The organism is Reyranella sp. (assembly GCF_030651995.1).
In the GTDB taxonomy this organism is placed as follows: Bacteria; Pseudomonadota; Alphaproteobacteria; order Reyranellales; family Reyranellaceae; genus Reyranella.
Genome location: NZ_JAUSBN010000018.1, coordinates 39,714 through 55,921, shown reverse-complemented (window position 1 = coordinate 55,921; position 16,208 = coordinate 39,714). Strand labels below are relative to the sequence as shown.

Annotated in this window: 12 protein-coding genes and 2 pseudogenes; 4 read left to right on the top strand and 10 right to left on the bottom strand. The window is 63.4% G+C overall.

The window, feature by feature from the left end; translation table 11 throughout:
* Positions 1–632: 632 nt before the first annotated feature.
* The 3 genes and pseudogenes from Q7V45_RS04315 to Q7V45_RS04305 all read right to left on the bottom strand — a co-directional run.
* A pseudogene (locus tag Q7V45_RS04315) lies at positions 633–1,304 on the bottom strand (tyrosine-type recombinase/integrase); the annotation flags it as partial.
* Positions 1,305–1,451: 147 nt separating this feature from the next.
* A complete protein-coding gene (locus tag Q7V45_RS04310) occupies positions 1,452–1,661 on the bottom strand; it encodes a hypothetical protein (protein ID WP_304847536.1) in 210 nt (69 codons plus the stop codon).
* 261 nt (positions 1,662–1,922) lie between these two features.
* Positions 1,923–2,261: a hypothetical protein gene (locus Q7V45_RS04305; RefSeq protein WP_304847533.1), complete on the bottom strand. Its 339-nt coding sequence runs from the start codon at positions 2,259–2,261 to the stop codon at positions 1,923–1,925.
* 375 nt (positions 2,262–2,636) lie between these two features.
* On the opposite strand from Q7V45_RS04305, the gene Q7V45_RS04300 reads away from it, so the two are divergent.
* A complete protein-coding gene (locus Q7V45_RS04300; protein ID WP_304847530.1) occupies positions 2,637–3,857 on the top strand; it encodes an MFS transporter in 1,221 nt (406 codons plus the stop codon).
* 18 nt (positions 3,858–3,875) lie between these two features.
* On the opposite strand, the pseudogene Q7V45_RS04295 reads toward Q7V45_RS04300, so the two are convergent.
* The 4 genes and pseudogenes from Q7V45_RS04295 to Q7V45_RS04280 all read right to left on the bottom strand — a co-directional run.
* Positions 3,876–4,025 (bottom strand): annotated as a pseudogene (locus tag Q7V45_RS04295) (NAD(P)-dependent alcohol dehydrogenase); the annotation flags it as partial.
* A 182-nt stretch (positions 4,026–4,207) separates the two neighbouring features.
* Positions 4,208–5,815, bottom strand: coding sequence for a gamma-glutamyltransferase (gene ggt, locus Q7V45_RS04290; protein WP_304847527.1), 1,608 nt, complete (start codon positions 5,813–5,815; stop codon positions 4,208–4,210).
* A gap of 253 nt (positions 5,816–6,068) precedes the next feature.
* Positions 6,069–6,731, bottom strand: coding sequence for a lipocalin family protein (locus tag Q7V45_RS04285; RefSeq protein WP_304847524.1), 663 nt, complete (start codon positions 6,729–6,731; stop codon positions 6,069–6,071).
* A gap of 105 nt (positions 6,732–6,836) precedes the next feature.
* Entirely contained in the window at positions 6,837–9,185 is a 2,349-nt protein-coding gene (locus tag Q7V45_RS04280) for a DNA topoisomerase (protein ID WP_304847521.1), read from the bottom strand.
* A gap of 420 nt (positions 9,186–9,605) precedes the next feature.
* Here Q7V45_RS04280 and Q7V45_RS04275 point away from each other — a divergent pair, with 420 nt between their 5' ends.
* From Q7V45_RS04275 to Q7V45_RS04265, 3 genes are read left to right on the top strand one after another with little or no spacing between them, the layout of a single operon-like run.
* A complete protein-coding gene (locus Q7V45_RS04275; protein WP_304847518.1) occupies positions 9,606–10,373 on the top strand; it encodes an SDR family NAD(P)-dependent oxidoreductase in 768 nt (255 codons plus the stop codon).
* Between the two features lie 33 nt (positions 10,374–10,406).
* Positions 10,407–10,844, top strand: a complete 438-nt coding sequence (locus tag Q7V45_RS04270; RefSeq protein ID WP_304847515.1) for an FKBP-type peptidyl-prolyl cis-trans isomerase — start codon at positions 10,407–10,409, stop codon at positions 10,842–10,844.
* A 21-nt stretch (positions 10,845–10,865) separates the two neighbouring features.
* A complete protein-coding gene (locus Q7V45_RS04265) occupies positions 10,866–11,150 on the top strand; it encodes a hypothetical protein (protein WP_304847512.1) in 285 nt (94 codons plus the stop codon).
* A gap of 524 nt (positions 11,151–11,674) precedes the next feature.
* On the opposite strand, the gene Q7V45_RS04260 is transcribed toward Q7V45_RS04265, so the two are convergent.
* The 3 genes from Q7V45_RS04260 to Q7V45_RS04250 all read right to left on the bottom strand — a co-directional run bounded on the left by Q7V45_RS04260 (position 11,675) and on the right by Q7V45_RS04250 (position 16,157).
* Entirely contained in the window at positions 11,675–12,064 is a 390-nt protein-coding gene (locus Q7V45_RS04260) for a DUF262 domain-containing protein (protein WP_304847509.1), read from the bottom strand.
* A 701-nt stretch (positions 12,065–12,765) separates the two neighbouring features.
* The gene (locus tag Q7V45_RS04255; protein WP_304847506.1) at positions 12,766–14,997 is read right to left on the bottom strand and encodes a TRAP transporter permease; all 2,232 of its coding nucleotides are present in this window, start codon (positions 14,995–14,997) and stop codon (positions 12,766–12,768) included.
* 14 nt (positions 14,998–15,011) lie between these two features.
* Complete coding sequence (locus Q7V45_RS04250; protein ID WP_304847503.1) at positions 15,012–16,157, bottom strand: TAXI family TRAP transporter solute-binding subunit; 1,146 nt, start codon at positions 16,155–16,157, stop codon at positions 15,012–15,014.
* Positions 16,158–16,208 lie beyond the last annotated feature (51 nt).

Here is a 16,208-nt window from a genome sequence, read left to right as displayed (position 1 = left end):
CGCCTGGTAGGGCGGGAGAACGACGACGAGACATTCGGAACAAGGTGCAGCCGTTGCCGATAGGCTGTTCGACGTCAGCATTTTCCAGAATTGCCTCAACCATCTTGGTTGTGACGCCACGCTGCTGTGTGCGGATCCGAGCGTGGTGGGAAAGGTTGATCATCATGGGCTCCTTTGTCTGGGCCCAAGGTTGGCAGAGGCGGGGACATTTACGGGGACTCTGCTGGTACTATACAGACGAATTTATGGTGCGAAATATGGTATCAGGAAAAATGCATATAATTTAATGATTTAGGTGATGGGGTGAAGGGGCGGCGAATGGCGGAAGAGCGGAGAGTAGAAGTCGTCACGGGAGGGGAATGAGCGCTCGAATCGCGGCTTGGCGGCCTGCCGCATAGAGGGAGCTAGAGTTCGGCCCATCGGGGTGCCCAGGATTTGGGCCTGTACGCAATAGGCCCAGGGTACCTGCCTTACGTTAGACAATGGCGCCCCGCTTCAAGGGTTTTAGACAGGAATCGATAAAGCTAACCCACTGAAAAATTGAGATAAAACCCGCATCTGAAAATCGCAGTGTCGGTGGTTCGACTCCGCCCCTGGGCACCATTCGCTTCTAGTTCAAGCGGGCCAACGTTTTAGACCTCTGCCGTTGGCTCCGAAATCGAGTGCTGAGAAGGCCGTTTTTCCACGATCCTTCGCACCGTTTTTCCAAAATCTCGTTCTGTTCCCGTTCTTGGCGATGAAATTCGGAGACACTGAGCTCGACCAAGTCGTTGTGTTAGCGCTCCCTGATTGCGGGCCGCCTCTTGTGTGTAGACGCGGGCGCTGGCCGGGTTGGCCTGGCCGAGCGCGCCGGCGATGTCGTTCTCGCTGAAGCCGGCATCGGCGGCCGCCTTGCCGAGGCTCTTCCGCAGGCCGTGGAAGGTGAGGCCGGGCCGAATCTTGCCCTCCTTCACGAGCTGGCGCTTGATCCTGTCAAACGACGAGTCCAGCCCATCCTTCGTGTAGGGCTGGCCCAGCCGATTGAGCACCAGCCTGTCGCCAACCTTGCGGCCGTTGCGCTGGGCGGCGCGGCCCATCTGGATCTTGTCGGGCTCGTTCAGGATGGCGGTCAGGCGCTTGGCTTCGAAGATGCTCAACTCCTTCCCGCTCTTGTTGATCATGTCGAGGTCGATTGAACCATTCACGCGGGCAGTCTTGGGGACGCGCACGACGTCCTCTTTTCGAAGCCCGCCGTAGTAGGCGAGGGCCACGGCCTTGCACAGGCCGCTGCCGCCTCCTTGCAGCTCATGGGTAGCCTTGAAGAAGGCGTCGACCTCTTCCGGGCGCTACGCCTTGTTGGCGACGCCCAGCTTCTTCGGGCGCCGGATCTTCGGCACGCCCTTGGCGGCATTGCTCGTGACGATGCCGCGCGGCACGCCCCAGCCCAGCACGATCGAGAGGACGGCGACGACCTAGTTGGCGAGCCAGCGTCCGCGCGCGTCATAGACCTCGTCCCGGACCTTCTGGATCCACGGCTGGTCGATGTTGACCGGAACCTTGGCGTCGAAGGTCTTCAGGGCGTCCATGGCGTGCTGGTAGCCGCCCTGGGTGACCTTCTCGAGCTGGGTGAACTCAGGCGAGGCCCGGTACAGAGCGAACAGGCCGCCCAGATGAGCCGGCAATGGATCGAGCTTGTCGCTGGCTTTGGCGGTCGCTTCAGCCGGGTCCAGGCGTCCAGATCCTCGCGCAGGTAGAATCGCTCCTGGCCGATGAAGCGGGGGCGGCAGCGAAGCGCCACCTCACGGTCGAAGCGCTCGTCGCCGAGCTGCCCGCAGTAGCGCATGGCGTTGTTGCGGGTCAGCAGGCCGCACTCGCCCAAGGGGATCGGATCGCGGCTCAACGAAGCCCCCAGGGCTTTGGCGAGGTGGGCGCTGCGGGGCGCATCAGGCGTCGGCGTGGACCTTGCGCAGCACCCGAAGTGCCGCGTTCAAGGTGTCGATGATGTGGCCGTCCACCATCGAGTCAGTCAGGTCGATCGCGTATTCGATCCGGCAGGCGTCGTCGGGAAACCTTGATGTCGACCCACTGGCGTTGCCACTGCACCGGAAATACCCCCATCGCCTCCGCCAGCGTCGGCCCGGCGCTCGCGCGCCCTTGCAGCATGCCTCCACCGTCGTCGGCGCCAGTAGCGTCAGCGGGAGCACCCGCGAGACGTAGGAAGGATTGATCATCTCGGCTCTGGCGATCTCAATGATGGTCGCGTACCGACCCGTCTCCAACATCTTCTGCCATGCATGCGCAGCGCGGCATCGAGCGTACGCGCCAGCGGCCCGCGCCGGAAAGAAATCTGCTGGAAGCTAGGCCTGGCACGGCCGCGGCGCATGAGCACCGGCTATACATGCACTGCGTCATCGCGTGGCGGCTGAACGGTAGGAGCGGGCTGAAGCAGCTCGGCAGGCGGCGGTTGATCGCGCGGGTCCGCTTTGGAGCCGTCAGCGGGCCTCCTGCGTAGTGGGTCGGACTTCCGAAAAGTGTCGCATGAGTCGGGTGCGTGACGAGGATGTTCAAGGCTACGTCACATTTACGGAGAATCTGGTAGTACTACCGAGTCAGGACAGGAGACTTTGGCGCGGCCGTGCGCGACAGTCGGCGCCGGCATGGGAGAGAACAACAAGAACACGGCGAGTTCGTTCCGGCAGGTGCTGCGGACCAGTCCGATGGATTTCTGGCGCCTGTGGTACGTCGGCTTCGTCGTCACCACCGTGCGCTGGCTGGAAACGGTCGCCATGGGCATCGTCGTCTATCAGCAGACCAGCTCCGCCCTGGTCGTCGCCATGATCACCATGCTCCGCCTGGTCCCGATGGGCCTGTTCGGCGCCTTCCTCGGGGCCTTCGCCGAACGGTTCGACCGCCGCCTGACCCTGGCCGGCATCGTCGGCCTCATGATGGTCACCTCGGCCCTGCTCTCCGTCGTCGCTTTCAGGGGAGCCCTGGAAGTCTGGCACCTCGCCATCGCCAGTTTCATCAACGGCTGCGGCTGGGCCACCGACAATCCGCTCCGGCGCGTGATGATGGGCGAAGTCATGGGCCGCGATCGCATGGCCATCGCCATGGCGCTCGATGTCGGCGCCGGCAATGTGAGCCGCATGGTAGGGCCCGCCGTCGGCGGCCTGCTGCTGGCGGGCGTCGGCATCGAAGGCGCCTTCCTGCTGAGCGTGGCACTGTACACGTCGGCCGTCGCCGCCACCTTGATGGTGCAGAGCCACATCCCGTCCTCGCCCGGTGCGGGGGCCGTGCTCGCCCGCACCTGGGAGGGCGTGGCGCTCATCTTTTCCGACCGCCGCCTCGGCGCGATCATGGCGGTCACCGTCATCTACAATGTCTTCGCCTGGCCCTTCACCAGCATGATCCCGGTGATCGGCACCGACCGGCTGCTGCTCGGCCCCGAAGGCGTCGGCCTGCTCACCAGCATCGACGGCGTCGGCGCCTTCGCCGGCTGCTTCCTGCTGGCGCTGTGGCTGACGCCGGGCTGGCATGCCCGCGCCTATGTCGGCGGCACGGCGGCCTACCTGGTCGGGCTGATCGGCTTTGCGGCGGCGCCCACGCCGCTGCTGGCCGGTGTGGCGCTGCTGGTGACCGGCCTCGCCGGCGCCACCTTCGCCACCCTGCAGGCCACGCTCGTCTATCTCGCGGCGCCGATAGAAATGCGCTCGCGCATCCTGGGGGTGCTCTCGGTCTGCATCGGCACCGGCCCGATCGGCTTCGTCTGGCTGGGCTGGCTCGCCGATCTCATCGGAGCGCCCGAGGCCACGGCGATCACCGGCGTTATGGGCCTGCTGGCGCTCGCCGCGACCTGGCCGCTTTGGCGGAGGATTTGAGAAGGATTTTCGCCAGATCGTGATGGTCACCTTGAGTACGCCGTTGCGCTGATGGGAAAACAGGTCGCAGGCCTCCTCGATCCGGTGGAGCGTGAAGCGATGCGTGACCATGGGCGCAAGATCGACCCGGCCCGAGGCCACCACGTCCACCAAACGGCGCATGCGTTTCAAAACCAGTCCGGGCTTTCTAAGGCTGCGGCGCACGAGAACTCGCTCTACGCGCTCGGCGTCATCGCGTAGCGGCTGGCTGGCAGGGAACAGGTAAAGCACACCGGTAGGCGTCGGCTGATTGCGCGGGTCCGAGGCGGGCAGCTCCCAGCGGTGTCTCTGTAGTACGCAGCCACAGCCCGCTAATACCCGATCGCGGCGCCATCGCTGCGCGGATCCGAGCCGCCGACGCGCAGGCCGCTGACCGGGTCCACGGTGATGCCGTGGGCGTGGCCTGCGAGTTCGTTCCATGCGCCCCAGCGATTGACCATGTGGCCGCGTCGTTCGAGTTCGGCAATAGTCTCGGCCGGAATGCGTCCCTCAACGTGCAGCGTGTCGCGTGGCTCACCGATGGCGAAGCGGCCGGACAGGAAGCGTGGCGTCTCCAGCGCCTCCTGGATATCCTGACCGTGGTCGATCAGGGCGAGATAGGCTTGCAGGTGGATCTGGGGCTGGCCGTCGGCGCCCATGCAGCCCACCACAGCCCACAGCCTCTCGTCGCGGAACGCCATCGAGGCGATTAGCGTGTGCAGTGGCGTCTTGCCAGGCTCGACCCGGTTGGGGCTCTTGGGATCGAGCGAGAAATAGGCCGAGCGATTCTGTAAGACAATTCCGGTGCGACCCGCCACGACCGCGGCGCCGAAGCCGCCATAAAGGGAATGGATCATCGACACCGCATTGCCCTCGGCGTCGACCACGGCGATGTAGACCGTGTCACCGGCCAGGCTGCCGTAGGAGGGGATCTTGTCCCACGGCAAGGCTCGGGCCGGGCCCATCAGAGCGCGCCGCTCATCAGCATATTTCTTTGATATCAGGCGCTCCATCGGTACAGACGCGAAGCGTGGATCGGCGAGATGACGGTCGCGGTCGTGATAGGCAAGCTGTTTGGCCTGGACCATCAAATGCACATAATCAGGGCCCAGAAAGGGCTTCTTGTGCATCTCCATTGGCTCAAGCAGGTTCAGCATCTCCAGCACAGCGAAGCCCTGCGTGGGTGCCGGCGTTTCGTAGATCGTGACGTCGCGGTAGCTGCCTTTCAGCGGTTCGCCCCAGTGCGCGTTCTGCGTCTTTAGGTCGTCCAGAGTAAAGAAGCCGTCGTTGGCTTTCGACCAACGCGCCAGTTCGCCCGCTACTTCACCCTCATAGAAGCCGTGCCAGCCGTCACTGGCGATCGCCTCCAGGGTCCTTGCGAGATCGAGGTTGGTGAGAATCGCACCGTCCTTCAGGAAGATGGCCGCCGCTTCGGGGCTTTTCGCCAATTCCTCACGCGCCAATTCGCGCCAGTAGGCCAGCCGCGCCGTCACCGGGAAGCCATGGCGAGCGTAGCCGATGGCGCTCTCCAGGCAGCGCTTCAAAGGCAAGCGACCATAGGCAGCGTGAGCCATGCCCCAGCTTGCGACCGCGCCTGGAACAGTGAGGGTGCCGGGCAGTACGCCGCGATAGGGTATCTCGGTCAGGCCGCGCCGGGCGAAGGCGTCGATCGTGCCGGCCGCGGTAGCGCGTCCGCCGCCGTCGATGTAGCGTACGGCACCGGTCTTGGCTTCATGGACAAGCAGGAACGCGTCACCGCCTACGCCCGTCATATGCGGATAGAGCACTGAAAGCGCGGCGCTGGTGGCGATGGCGGCGTCGACCGCCGATCCGCCTGCTCTCAACACATCGACGCCGGCCTGTGACGCCAGCGAATGCGGGGATGTAACCATGCCGTTGGGAGCGAGGGTGGCCGGACGGCCGGTGCGAATATCAACCATGAAGATTTTTTAGCCGACACTCTCCAGACCGCAAGAACTAACTATTATCCGCGAATGGCACTGAACCGGAAAGATGAGTCGTCGGGATGACGAGGAGATATCGTGATCGCGCCGCGAATTGCGTCGGCGATAAATCCATCGAGAGAATTGGTCTCCGGAACATATCGGCCGGTGCAAGCGGGTCTGTGCGGATTGCGCTTTGCTTACCGCAACAATTGCGATCGGCTAGTCTGTATTGGGCGAGGAAAAAGGATCACTTGGGGAGAGGTTGATCGGAGGCGCAGATCGGCATGCCATGGTCGACCAGGATCAAATCGTCGACCGGAAAGCCCATGCTTCGGGCCTTATCGACCAGGCGGTTCCGGATATCGGCAGAGAGGTCTGGCTGGCGCGCCAGGATCCAGAGATAGGTCTTTGACGGGCCCGAAATCAGAGCCCAGCTGTAGTCCTGTTGGTCGAGCGCAGCGACATGGTAGCCACCGGCGAACGGCCAGAAGAAGGTTACGGAGAGGCTGGCCGTGTCTGGCGCGCCCTGAAACACGGCGCGACCATCGGCTTCCTTCCAGCGGCAGCTCTTGCGGTCAAAGCCTTTGTTGAGAACGCCAACGGAGCCGTCGTTGCGTAACGTGTAGGTTGCGGTCACGTTCGTCAGCCCGCGCTCGAAGCTGTGGTCGAGGCGCATAATCTCGAACCACTCGCCCTTGTAACGTTGAATGTCGAAGGGACGAACGGGCTCGACGCCCTCGGGAAGTCCGGTGCAGCCACAGACGAGTGCGGACAGCAGCAGAAACAGAAGTGGCCGCCTGGACAGGATATTCAATGTCTTGCTCTCCTTGAGCGCCAATCCCAGGGCATCTCCGCCGGGCGATCCCGCGGTCGGGGACGGATTCCAAGTCGACACGAAGCAGTTGGTCACGCGTCACTTCTCCGCGTCGGTCGCGCGCGCATCGCATCTTGCCTTCTCGATGGAGTGTCGACCGTCGGACCGGTCGGTCGCAACGTCAAAGCAGACGCCGGGAACTCATAGCCAGCCGTTTTCCTTGAAGGCAGAGAGATCAACGCCGGGAGGTGCATACCACCCATCGGCGCTGTAGCGAGCCCCGAGTTTTTGCGCGACGTCCTTGTTGCCGTAAGGAATTCTGAGCGGAGTGTTGCGGCCGACATCATGCAGGTGAAGGCCGGGCGCCTTTAACGGTGGGTTACCGAACGTAGGCTTTCGGGGCTTCTTGCCCCGTACCGCTTTCGTTGGCGACGGAGCAGGGGCTGTCGAGTCCTTGACGCGGCGACGTTTTCGGGTGGGTTGGGCGCCCTCGGCCCTCGAGGCTTGCGCCGGGCTTGTCGCCCTGGAAGCAGGTGCCGCTGCAGTCTCCCCGCCGGCCTTCCTGGGGGCATGTTGCTCGAGGAACGCCCGGCAGATGGATCCGGATGTGCCATAGCCGACGGGGAGGCTGATACGCTTCTGACGAGCAAGCACCACGGCAAACTGCTTCATCGCCGGCGTCGGTGGACGTTCGCCGCCGCTGCCGCCGCGTGCCGGGCCAAGCAATGGAGGCCCGCCGGACGCAGGACCGTGCGTCAGCTTGCCGATAATCCGCAGAGCCACGTCGCACACGGCATCGATGGCGCCCATCATCTCCTGCTTGCCGACCACGACATCGTCCAAAAGGCATTCGAGCTGAGCCGTCACGCCAGGATCGACCAGGGCCGGGTCGGCCTGCTTGAGGACGCCGAACAGTTTGAGCCCGGTCTCGGTGGGAACGATGTTCTTTGCTTGGGCGACAAGGAAGTCCTGCCGTTTCAGCCCGCCGATGATCTCGGCGCGGGTCGCCGGCGTGCCGATGCCCTTGGCCTCTTTCAGTCGGTCCCGCAGGACCTCGTCATCGACAAAGCGCCAGGCATTCTGCATCGCCTCGATCAGCGTGCCTTCATTGTAACGGGGAGGGGGCTTGGTCTCCTTGGTCTCGACGGCCGGATTGTGCAGTCGTGCCGTCTCGCCGTCGCGCATCGCAGGAAGCAGTTGCCCGCCATCGCCCTTCTCGTCGGCCGGCTGCCATTCCGGGAATGCCGCGCGCCATCCGAGATCGATGGGCTGGCGACCAATAGCCTTGAACGGGAAGCCTTTTACGTCGAGCGTCGCGGTCGTCTGCCGGTAACGGAAGTCAGGCATCAGAGCGGCGAGATAGGCTCGTGCGATCACATCGAAGAGCTTCTTCTCGTCGATCGAAAGGCGCGGCCAGACCTCGCGGAGAGTGTCGACCGTATTGGCGTTGGGGATCACGGCGTGATGGCTGGCGCCCTCGAGTCCCTTCTCATGGAACGTACCGCTCGCACCGCGACGGATGATCGGCGGATCGGGTACGGGAATGGCCTTGAAGGATTGGCCAACCTGAAGGCCGGCGACGACCTTGGGCACGTCCGCGATCAGGCTCTCGGGCAGGTAGCGCACCTCGGCGCGGGGATAGGTGATGATCTTCTTGCCCTGGCCGTCATAGAGCTCCTGCGCGACTTCCAGCGTCTTGGCCGCCGACCAGCCGAACCGCGACGAGCAGAGTTTCTGCAGGGAAGGCAGATCATGCAGTTTGGGTGGACTTTGCTTCTTGTCTTCGACGCGCACGCCGAGCGGCCCCTCGAAACCCTGAGCAGCTTTGGCGACGGTCTCCGCATTCTCGCGCTTGAGGATCCTTTCATTCGGAGCATGGCGCATCTTGAATTCGCCGCTGGCGACCGTCGCCGTGGCGACAATCTCGTAATACGTCACCGGCACGAAGTTCCGGATCTCCAGTTCGCGCCTGCAAACGATCGCCAGCGTCGGCGTTTTGACGCGCCCGACACCGATCACGCCTCGGGCGCCCTGTCCCAGGATGACGGTCGCCGTACGGGTGAGGGAGAGATTGTAAATCTGGTCGGCCTGCCGGCGTGCGACCGCGGCAGCGTACAGGCGGGCATACTCGGAATTGGGTTTGGCGTGACCGAAGGCATCGCGGATGGTCTGGGAATCCTGCGCCGTGAACAGCACCCGCATCACCTGACCGCGATAATTGTAGTGTTCGAGGATTTCCTGACCAATCAGCTGGCCTTCGCGATCGCAGTCGGTGGCGAGCCAGACCCTCCTGGCCGTCCGCAGCGCTTCTCGAATCGCTGCCAGCTTGGCGGCCTTGTTGCCACCCATCGCCGGCCGCGTGCCGTAGAGCCCTTCAGGCCTTAGCAGGATTGGCGTCCAGCGTTTCCATGCGGGATCGGCTTCCTCCGGTTCCTGCAGGTCGATCAAATGGCCTTCGGCCGGAAGGATGGTGCCGTACCGGGCGCCGACGGCTGCGCGAACATCTTTCGCCTGGCTGGTCTTCTCGGTGATGACGATCTGGTCGGCCATTTGGGGCTCATCTGACGAATCGATTCGACTCCGAACCGATAAGAACATATCAAGAACATGCGAAGACCACAAGCCGTCGCGCTCGCAGCCGAAAAATCGACAGAAGGCCACAGGCTTTCCTCCTGGCTGGCGGTATCGCCCAAAACGGATCTCGGCCGCGCTGCGGACGCTGCTGGTCCGCCGCGTTTTGCATACATGTCGGTAAGCCGCCCAGGCGGTTCAGCGTCATGCACGCATCTGCGCCATCCTGCAGTCAGGTTGGTCGAGAAGCGGAAGAGCAGACTCAACATGGATCAGAGTGTCGGCCACGACGTGAAGCGCCGGTGACGAATTTTTTCGTCCGAACGAGCGCGGGGCGTGCCGGAGAGGTGCTACGTATCGGGACCCTGCGTCATCGCAATTCAATGAAAGAGAGCGGACATGGGAAGGCTCGACGGCAAGATCGCAGCAGTGACAGGCGGAGCCTCCGGGATCGGGGAGGCGACGGTCAGGCGTTTCGTGGCCGAAGGGGCAAGCGTGGCCTTCTGTGATCGGGACGGCGCGCGCGGCCAATGCGTGGCGGCCGAACTCGAGGCCGCCGGCGGAAGGGTCGCGTTCACGGAGGCGGACGTCGGGACCGAGGCCGCCTGCCTTGCCTTCGTCAACGGGGCGGCGGACAGGTTCGGTCGGCTCGATATCCTCGTGAACAACGCCGGTATCCGCAAATACGAGAAGATCGACGAGGCGAGCGCGGCCAGCTGGAACGAGATTCTCAACGTCAACCTGATGAGCTACGCCTTCTGTGCCAAGGCCGCGATCCCGCTGATGCGCCGCGACAAAGGCGGGGCCATCGTCAACGTCGCCTCGGTCCGTTCCGTGGTGGCCGGCGGCGGCAATCTTCAGTACGACACGACCAAGGCCGCGATCGCGGGCCTGACGCGGGCGCTTGCCGCCGACCACTCGCCGGAGGGTATTCGTGTGAACGCCGTCGGCCCCGGCCCGATCTTCACGCCGTTCCATCAGCGTCGCATCGAAGCGGCGGGCGAGACGGTGGCGCAGTACAACGCCAGTGCTGCCCAGGGCACCATGCTGAAGCGCCCCGGCAGGGCCGAGGAGGTTGCCGCCGCGATCCTGTTCCTGGCCTCCGACGATGCCTCCTACGTCACCGGCGCGCTGCTGTTCGTGGACGGCGGCATGACGGCGATGTGAGGGATCCACGCTACTTCCATAAGGAAAAACGATATGCCAGTAACCCGCCGTGTCCTGCTCGCCACCGCAACCGCAACTTTCGCCGCCGCCTGTCCGGCGGCGGCGCAACCCCAGGGAAAAACCATGACGACCCAGACCGGACTGAAATTCATCGACACGACCGTCGGCACGGGCGCCAGCCCCAAGGAGGGGCAGACCTGCGTCATGCACTACACCGGCTGGCTCTCCAACGGCGGGGAGAAGGGCAAGAAGTTCGATTCCTCGGTCGACCGCGGGTCGCCCTTCGAGTTTCCCATCGGCAAGCAGCGCGTCATAGCCGGGTGGGACGAGGGCGTCGCGAGCATGAAGGTCGGCGGCAAGCGGACGCTGATCATTCCGCCGGAGCTCGGCTACGGAGCGCGCGGCGCCGGCGGAGTCATTCCGCCCAACGCGACGCTGATCTTCGACGTCGAGCTGCTGGCGGTGAAGTAAGCCTGGCGACGTGGCAGGCTGGTGCTGGTCGTCAAGCTCGACCAGCGCCGTTGCCAACGTCTGCGACAGCCACTTCTGATAGCGGTCGGGCGTCCATCCGCCCTCGCTGAAGAGCATGCGATTGATCTCGCGGCTCGCGTACATCCACAGGATGTGGCGGGCTTCGTCGAAGCCGATGCCCTTCCTGGCCCTGCCGGCGTCGAAGAGGCGGCGCAGGTGCTCCTTCTGCATCTGGTAGCGGGTGCGCGCGAACTCTTCCTCGATCTTGCGGAACGCGGGCGAGAAGCCGGAGACCGTGCGCAGTAGACCGAGATCGTGGCTCTTGCCTTCATACACCGCGCGGGCGACATGGGCTGTAAGCGCGATCGTCTCGATCGGGTCGACGTTGCCCGCGATCGCCTGCTGCGCGGCCTGGAACCGGCCGCTTGAGTTTGATTATTCCATCAGGGCCCGGAGGATGCCCTTCCTGGACTTGTAGATCGCATGGACCGTCGAGCCGGCAACGCGCGACCGCGGCATCCGAAGTTTCTGCAGGCCATCCAGGAAGGCCGACAGAAGTGCCTGCTGCTCTGGGAGGAAAGAGCTAAATGGCCGGCAGCTCTTTGGGAGCAAGCGTGTTGCGTTAGCCAAATTGGCTCATTTGAGCGCTTTAGACAGGAATCGATAGTGTCAACACACTGAAAAATTGAGAAAAACCCGCATCTGAAAATCGCCGTGTCGGTGGTTCGACACCGCCCTTGGGCACCATTCGTTCTCAATAACTTAGCGATCACTGACCGTTCGAATACGAACGAGTTTTGCAGGCCTGGTCGCGAGAGTCCGCTAAATCGTCATGACAAATAATCATTCCTTCCGAGCCCTGGACCAATTGCAGTATCGGTGAGTGAGCCGAGCATTTTCAGGGATGGTTTTTCCGCCGGCCCAATACTGCTCGATACGTACTCTTTGTTGTCCGGCTCCTCTGATATGTAGACAATTGGGATTGGAATGCCAAGCAGCGCCGATTCGACGAGCCGACTTGCTCTCGTGACATCCCAAACGAATTCACGTTGAAACTCTGGTTGAACGACAAGCTTTCCGCGTTGGAATTTTTTGTGCAGAGAGTCGATTTCTGGGTCTGATGACTCGGTATAGACAGATCGTTTGCCAGCTGGAACATCGACTACTTCGGCGTCTCCGTCGGACGGCGTCTCGAATTCCAGTTCATCGGTGGCAGCCATACACAGTCCTTCTTGGAAGCGGCCTTCTAGGTGTCGACCATGACGAGCATGATACGCAAGTTGTGCGCGCTGACCAGTAGCGAGACGAGATGGTGTACGGTCCTTGAATTGTATGATGACGTTTTGCTTGCCGGTGTCACTGCGACTAAGGCGTGATTCTGAGCACAGGTCGATCAGACTCAGTGCCCGTCGCAAGAATTCTGCTGGGTCGGAATGATGCTGAGTGCAGCACGTTGGCCTCAACCGACCTGCTGCAGCATCCCCAAGGGTTGGTGACGGTGCTACCATCGGAAGTAGAAGAGAGCGACATCCCGCGGGCCAATAGCTACGAAAGTTACGTCAGCCCATGGGCAGGTCAGCGCAAACGCGCTTGTCAAACACGTGTCGAGCTTGTCCCCGCTTCCGTGCATCCGAGGAGTTTTGCAGGGTATTCGGGGCTAAAGTATTGATTTAACTGACTAAGAAGACCTCTGAAAATCGCAGTGTCGGTGGTTCGACTCTGCCCCTGGGCACCATTCATTTTCAAGATTGGCGAAATCGATCCCCGCATCGCCTTTGTCGCTACGTAGGAGCAGGCGAGTGCTCTGTCGTCCTTCGGCACGTGCCGGACCTCAGCGCATAGGGCGCGCGACCGCGCCTCAACGGAAGTCGACTGCCAAGCAGTCCAGAATGCCCGCCGCCGGCCCGCTCCCTTCCCGTTCCTAGGCCGCCCGAGGGCGGCGGACGAGCAAGAGCGCGACGAGGATGGTGGGAACGAGAATGGCGGCGGCCGTAAGCTCCATCGTCGTATTGCTGAGCGGCATGATGCCGCCGCCGGGCGTCGCGAGGACCAGACCGCCCAACACCAGCGCCACGCGCAGGGGCCATTCGAGCATACCGGTGCGCCGGAGATCGCCGACGCCGACCTGATAGCCCTGGATGCCGCCGCAGATGAAGGAGATGCCGACGAGGGCGGTGACGGCGAGGTAGATCGCCTCGAAATAGGGGATGCCGCCGCCAGCCGCCGGCTGAAGCACCAGAGCCGGATTGGCGACGAAGAAGAACGGTATGAAGTAGATGATGCTTCCCACCCACATCGATTCCCATCCCGTCTTCATCGCCGGCGCCCCCGCGATGCCGGCCGCCGCAAACGAGGCGATGGCAACCGGCGGCGTGATCGACGACAGCATGCCCCAGTAGAAGATGAACATGTGGACGGCCATCTTGTTGAGGCCGAGCTTCTCGAGGGCCGGCCCGATCAGGATGGCGAGGAAGATGTAGCAGGCGGTCGTGGTCAGCCCGAGGCCGAGGATCAGGCTGGTGAAGGCGCACATGACCAGGAGCAGAAGGACATTGCTGCCGGCGATGTTGAGCAGATCGTTGGCCAGCGAGGCGATGACGCCGGTCAGCGAGAAGGCGCCGATCAGCAGGCCGCAGCCTGCGAGGATTCCGACCAGCTCGACAAAGGTCCGGCCGTTCGCCTCGAGGAAGGAAATGTACTTGCGCAGACCCCAGCGCTTGTCTCCCCAGATCTCGTTCAGCACCAGCAACAGCACCATCCCGCCCAGCGCCGGCAGCAGTATCGCATTCATCCAGGCGTCGAAGGTGCCGGGTCCGGAGGCCGCCAGCGCCTTGGGATAGCTTTCGCTGCGGACCGTCATCACGGCAGCGGCAAGCACGGCGATGGCGATGTTGATCGTGTTGGCGATCTTCCATCGGCCGCGTTGCGACCACTGGTTCAGGACCAGCAGCAGCGCCGTCGCATAGAAGGGCGCATGGCTCTCGCGCTTGAAGTACAGCAGCATGACGATCAGCAGGGCAATGACGAAAGCGTAGTACCAGCCTTCCTTGAAAGCCTGCCAGGCGCTGGGAAGTTCGCGCCGCTCCAGGCCTTTGAGGCCGCGGCGTGCGGCATACGAATCGACCTGCATGAACAGGCCGGCGTAGAAGAGAAAGGCCGGGATGATGGCGGCAAGGGCGACCTCGGAGTAGGTCGTGCCGAGGAACTGGGCCATCACGAAAGCCGTGGCGCCCATAACCGGCGGCGCCAGCACTGCGCCCGTCGAGGCGCAGGCCTCGATGGCCCCGGAGTAGGAGGGGCTGAAGCCGGTCCGCTTCATGGTGGGAATCGTCATGGTGCCCGCGGTGAGGACATTGCTGACGATGCTGCCGGACATCATGCCGAGCAGGCCCGAGGCGAAAATGCAGACCTTGGCGGCGCCGCCGCGGAACGTACCGCACAGGGCGAACGAGAGGTTGATGAAGAACTTGCCGGCGCCGGTCATCATGAGGGCCGTGCCGAACACCAGGAACCCGATGACGACATCGGCGAAGGCCTGGATCGGGATGCCGAGCAGGCTTTCCGTGGAGAGCATGTGGTAGGCGGTGGTCTGATCGAGCGTCGACTGGTTGCCCTTGAGCGGCCCGAGCCACGAGGCGCCGGCGAACAGCGGATAGAGCGTGAACGGAAGGATGCTCAGGAGCAGGCTCCAGCCGCCGGTCCGTCGCAGTGCCTCCATGAGCACGATCCACATCAGGTAGCCCGCCCAGATCACGGGTTCGGGCGGATCGCCGAACTCCCATCCGAGTTCGGCCGCCTTGCGGATGTTGATCATCAGGTAGAACGAGGCGACGGCCGTGACCGCGAACAGCACGACGTCGTACCAGGCGACCCGGTCGACCGAGGCCCTGGCGCTGCCCGGAAAGATAACGAAGGTGAAGGGCAGCATGCAGAGAATCAGGAGGTAGAAGTACTCCGTGTTGAGCGGCGTGAATCCGACGAAGAAGCGCAGGGTGAACTGCTGGTTGATGCAGAGAAAGATGGTGACCGCCGTCAATGCCACGAGCAGCCACCGCCACACGCCGGAGAGCGTGCGGGTGCGCAGGGTCTCGGCTTCGGCCGGACCGGTCTTGTGCGGGTCGTCCAGGACGACCCGCACCGCCTGATCTGTCATGACGGACGTGCCCTCTATTCGAAGATGACGTCCATCCCGGCTTTCTGGAGAGCGGCGCCGCGTGCCTTCAGCCAGCCCTCCGCGAAGGCCTTGTCATCCGACGGTGCACCGGTCGCATAGGCCTTCCAGGCATCGATCATGACCTGCTGGCGCTTCACCAGGTTGTCGTTGTGCTTCTGCGCCGCGTCCGTCCACACGCCCTTCTCCTTGAAGGCGCGGATGGTGCCGTCGTGATAGGGCACGACCCAGGTCAGGTTCTGCAACGACAGCGCCATGCCCTCGGCCCCGGGCGCGCCGCCCTTGTAGGCGTCGAACGTGTCGATCATCGCCTTGGTGATCGCATAGATCGTGTCGGCGGAGCGGTCGGCATAGGTCATGAAGATCGGATAGGCATAGCCGGCCATCTCGACCGGCGTTTGCGGCGAGAGGCCGCCGGCGCCGCATGTCGCCTTCACGGGCACGAAATAGGGGGCCTTCTTGTGGACGCGGGCCCAGCCGTCCTTGTCGGTGGACGGCATCGGGGGAAACATGATGCCGCGTGGAGAATTGTCCGCCTCCTTCGACTGGCCCGAGATCGTCGAGGTCAGGAGGGCGTCGACCTCGTTGTTGATGAGGCCCTTCCACATGGCGTTGTTCGAAGAGAACTGCACCGGCGTCATGTCCTTCTCGGTCAGGCCGCCGAAAGCAATCAGGGCGATGACACCCTGGCTCAGGGCCGGCGAACCGACCACGATGCCGAGGCGCTTGCCCTTGAGATCCTTGACCTCCTTGACGCCGGTGTCCTTGGCCACGGCCAGGCCGAGCCCGTTGCACGCCGTCGCCGCCATGATCAGGCGGGTTGCCTGCGGCCCCCAGCTCCTGGTGCCGAACTCGAAGACGCCCTCCTGCGCGAAGTAGGTGCCGATGCCCATCTGCGAGATGACGGCACGGTTCGCCTTCACCGGCGCCAGGCGTCCGGTGTCGTTGCCCGACGGCAGGACGCGGACGTCGGTGCCGAGCACGTTCTTGAACTGCTGGCCGATCGCGACGGCGATGTTGAAGCCGGAAGAGCCAGTATCGTAGGCGGTCCAGGACATCTCTTTCGGAATGGCCTGGCCGAAGGCTGGGACAGCGACGAGCAACGCCAATGCGGCGCCCGCTGCCATGGTGCGTCGGTACATGAAATCCTCCCTGGATACGGCGCCTTGTTTTTATGGCGTCCGAATTGGAGC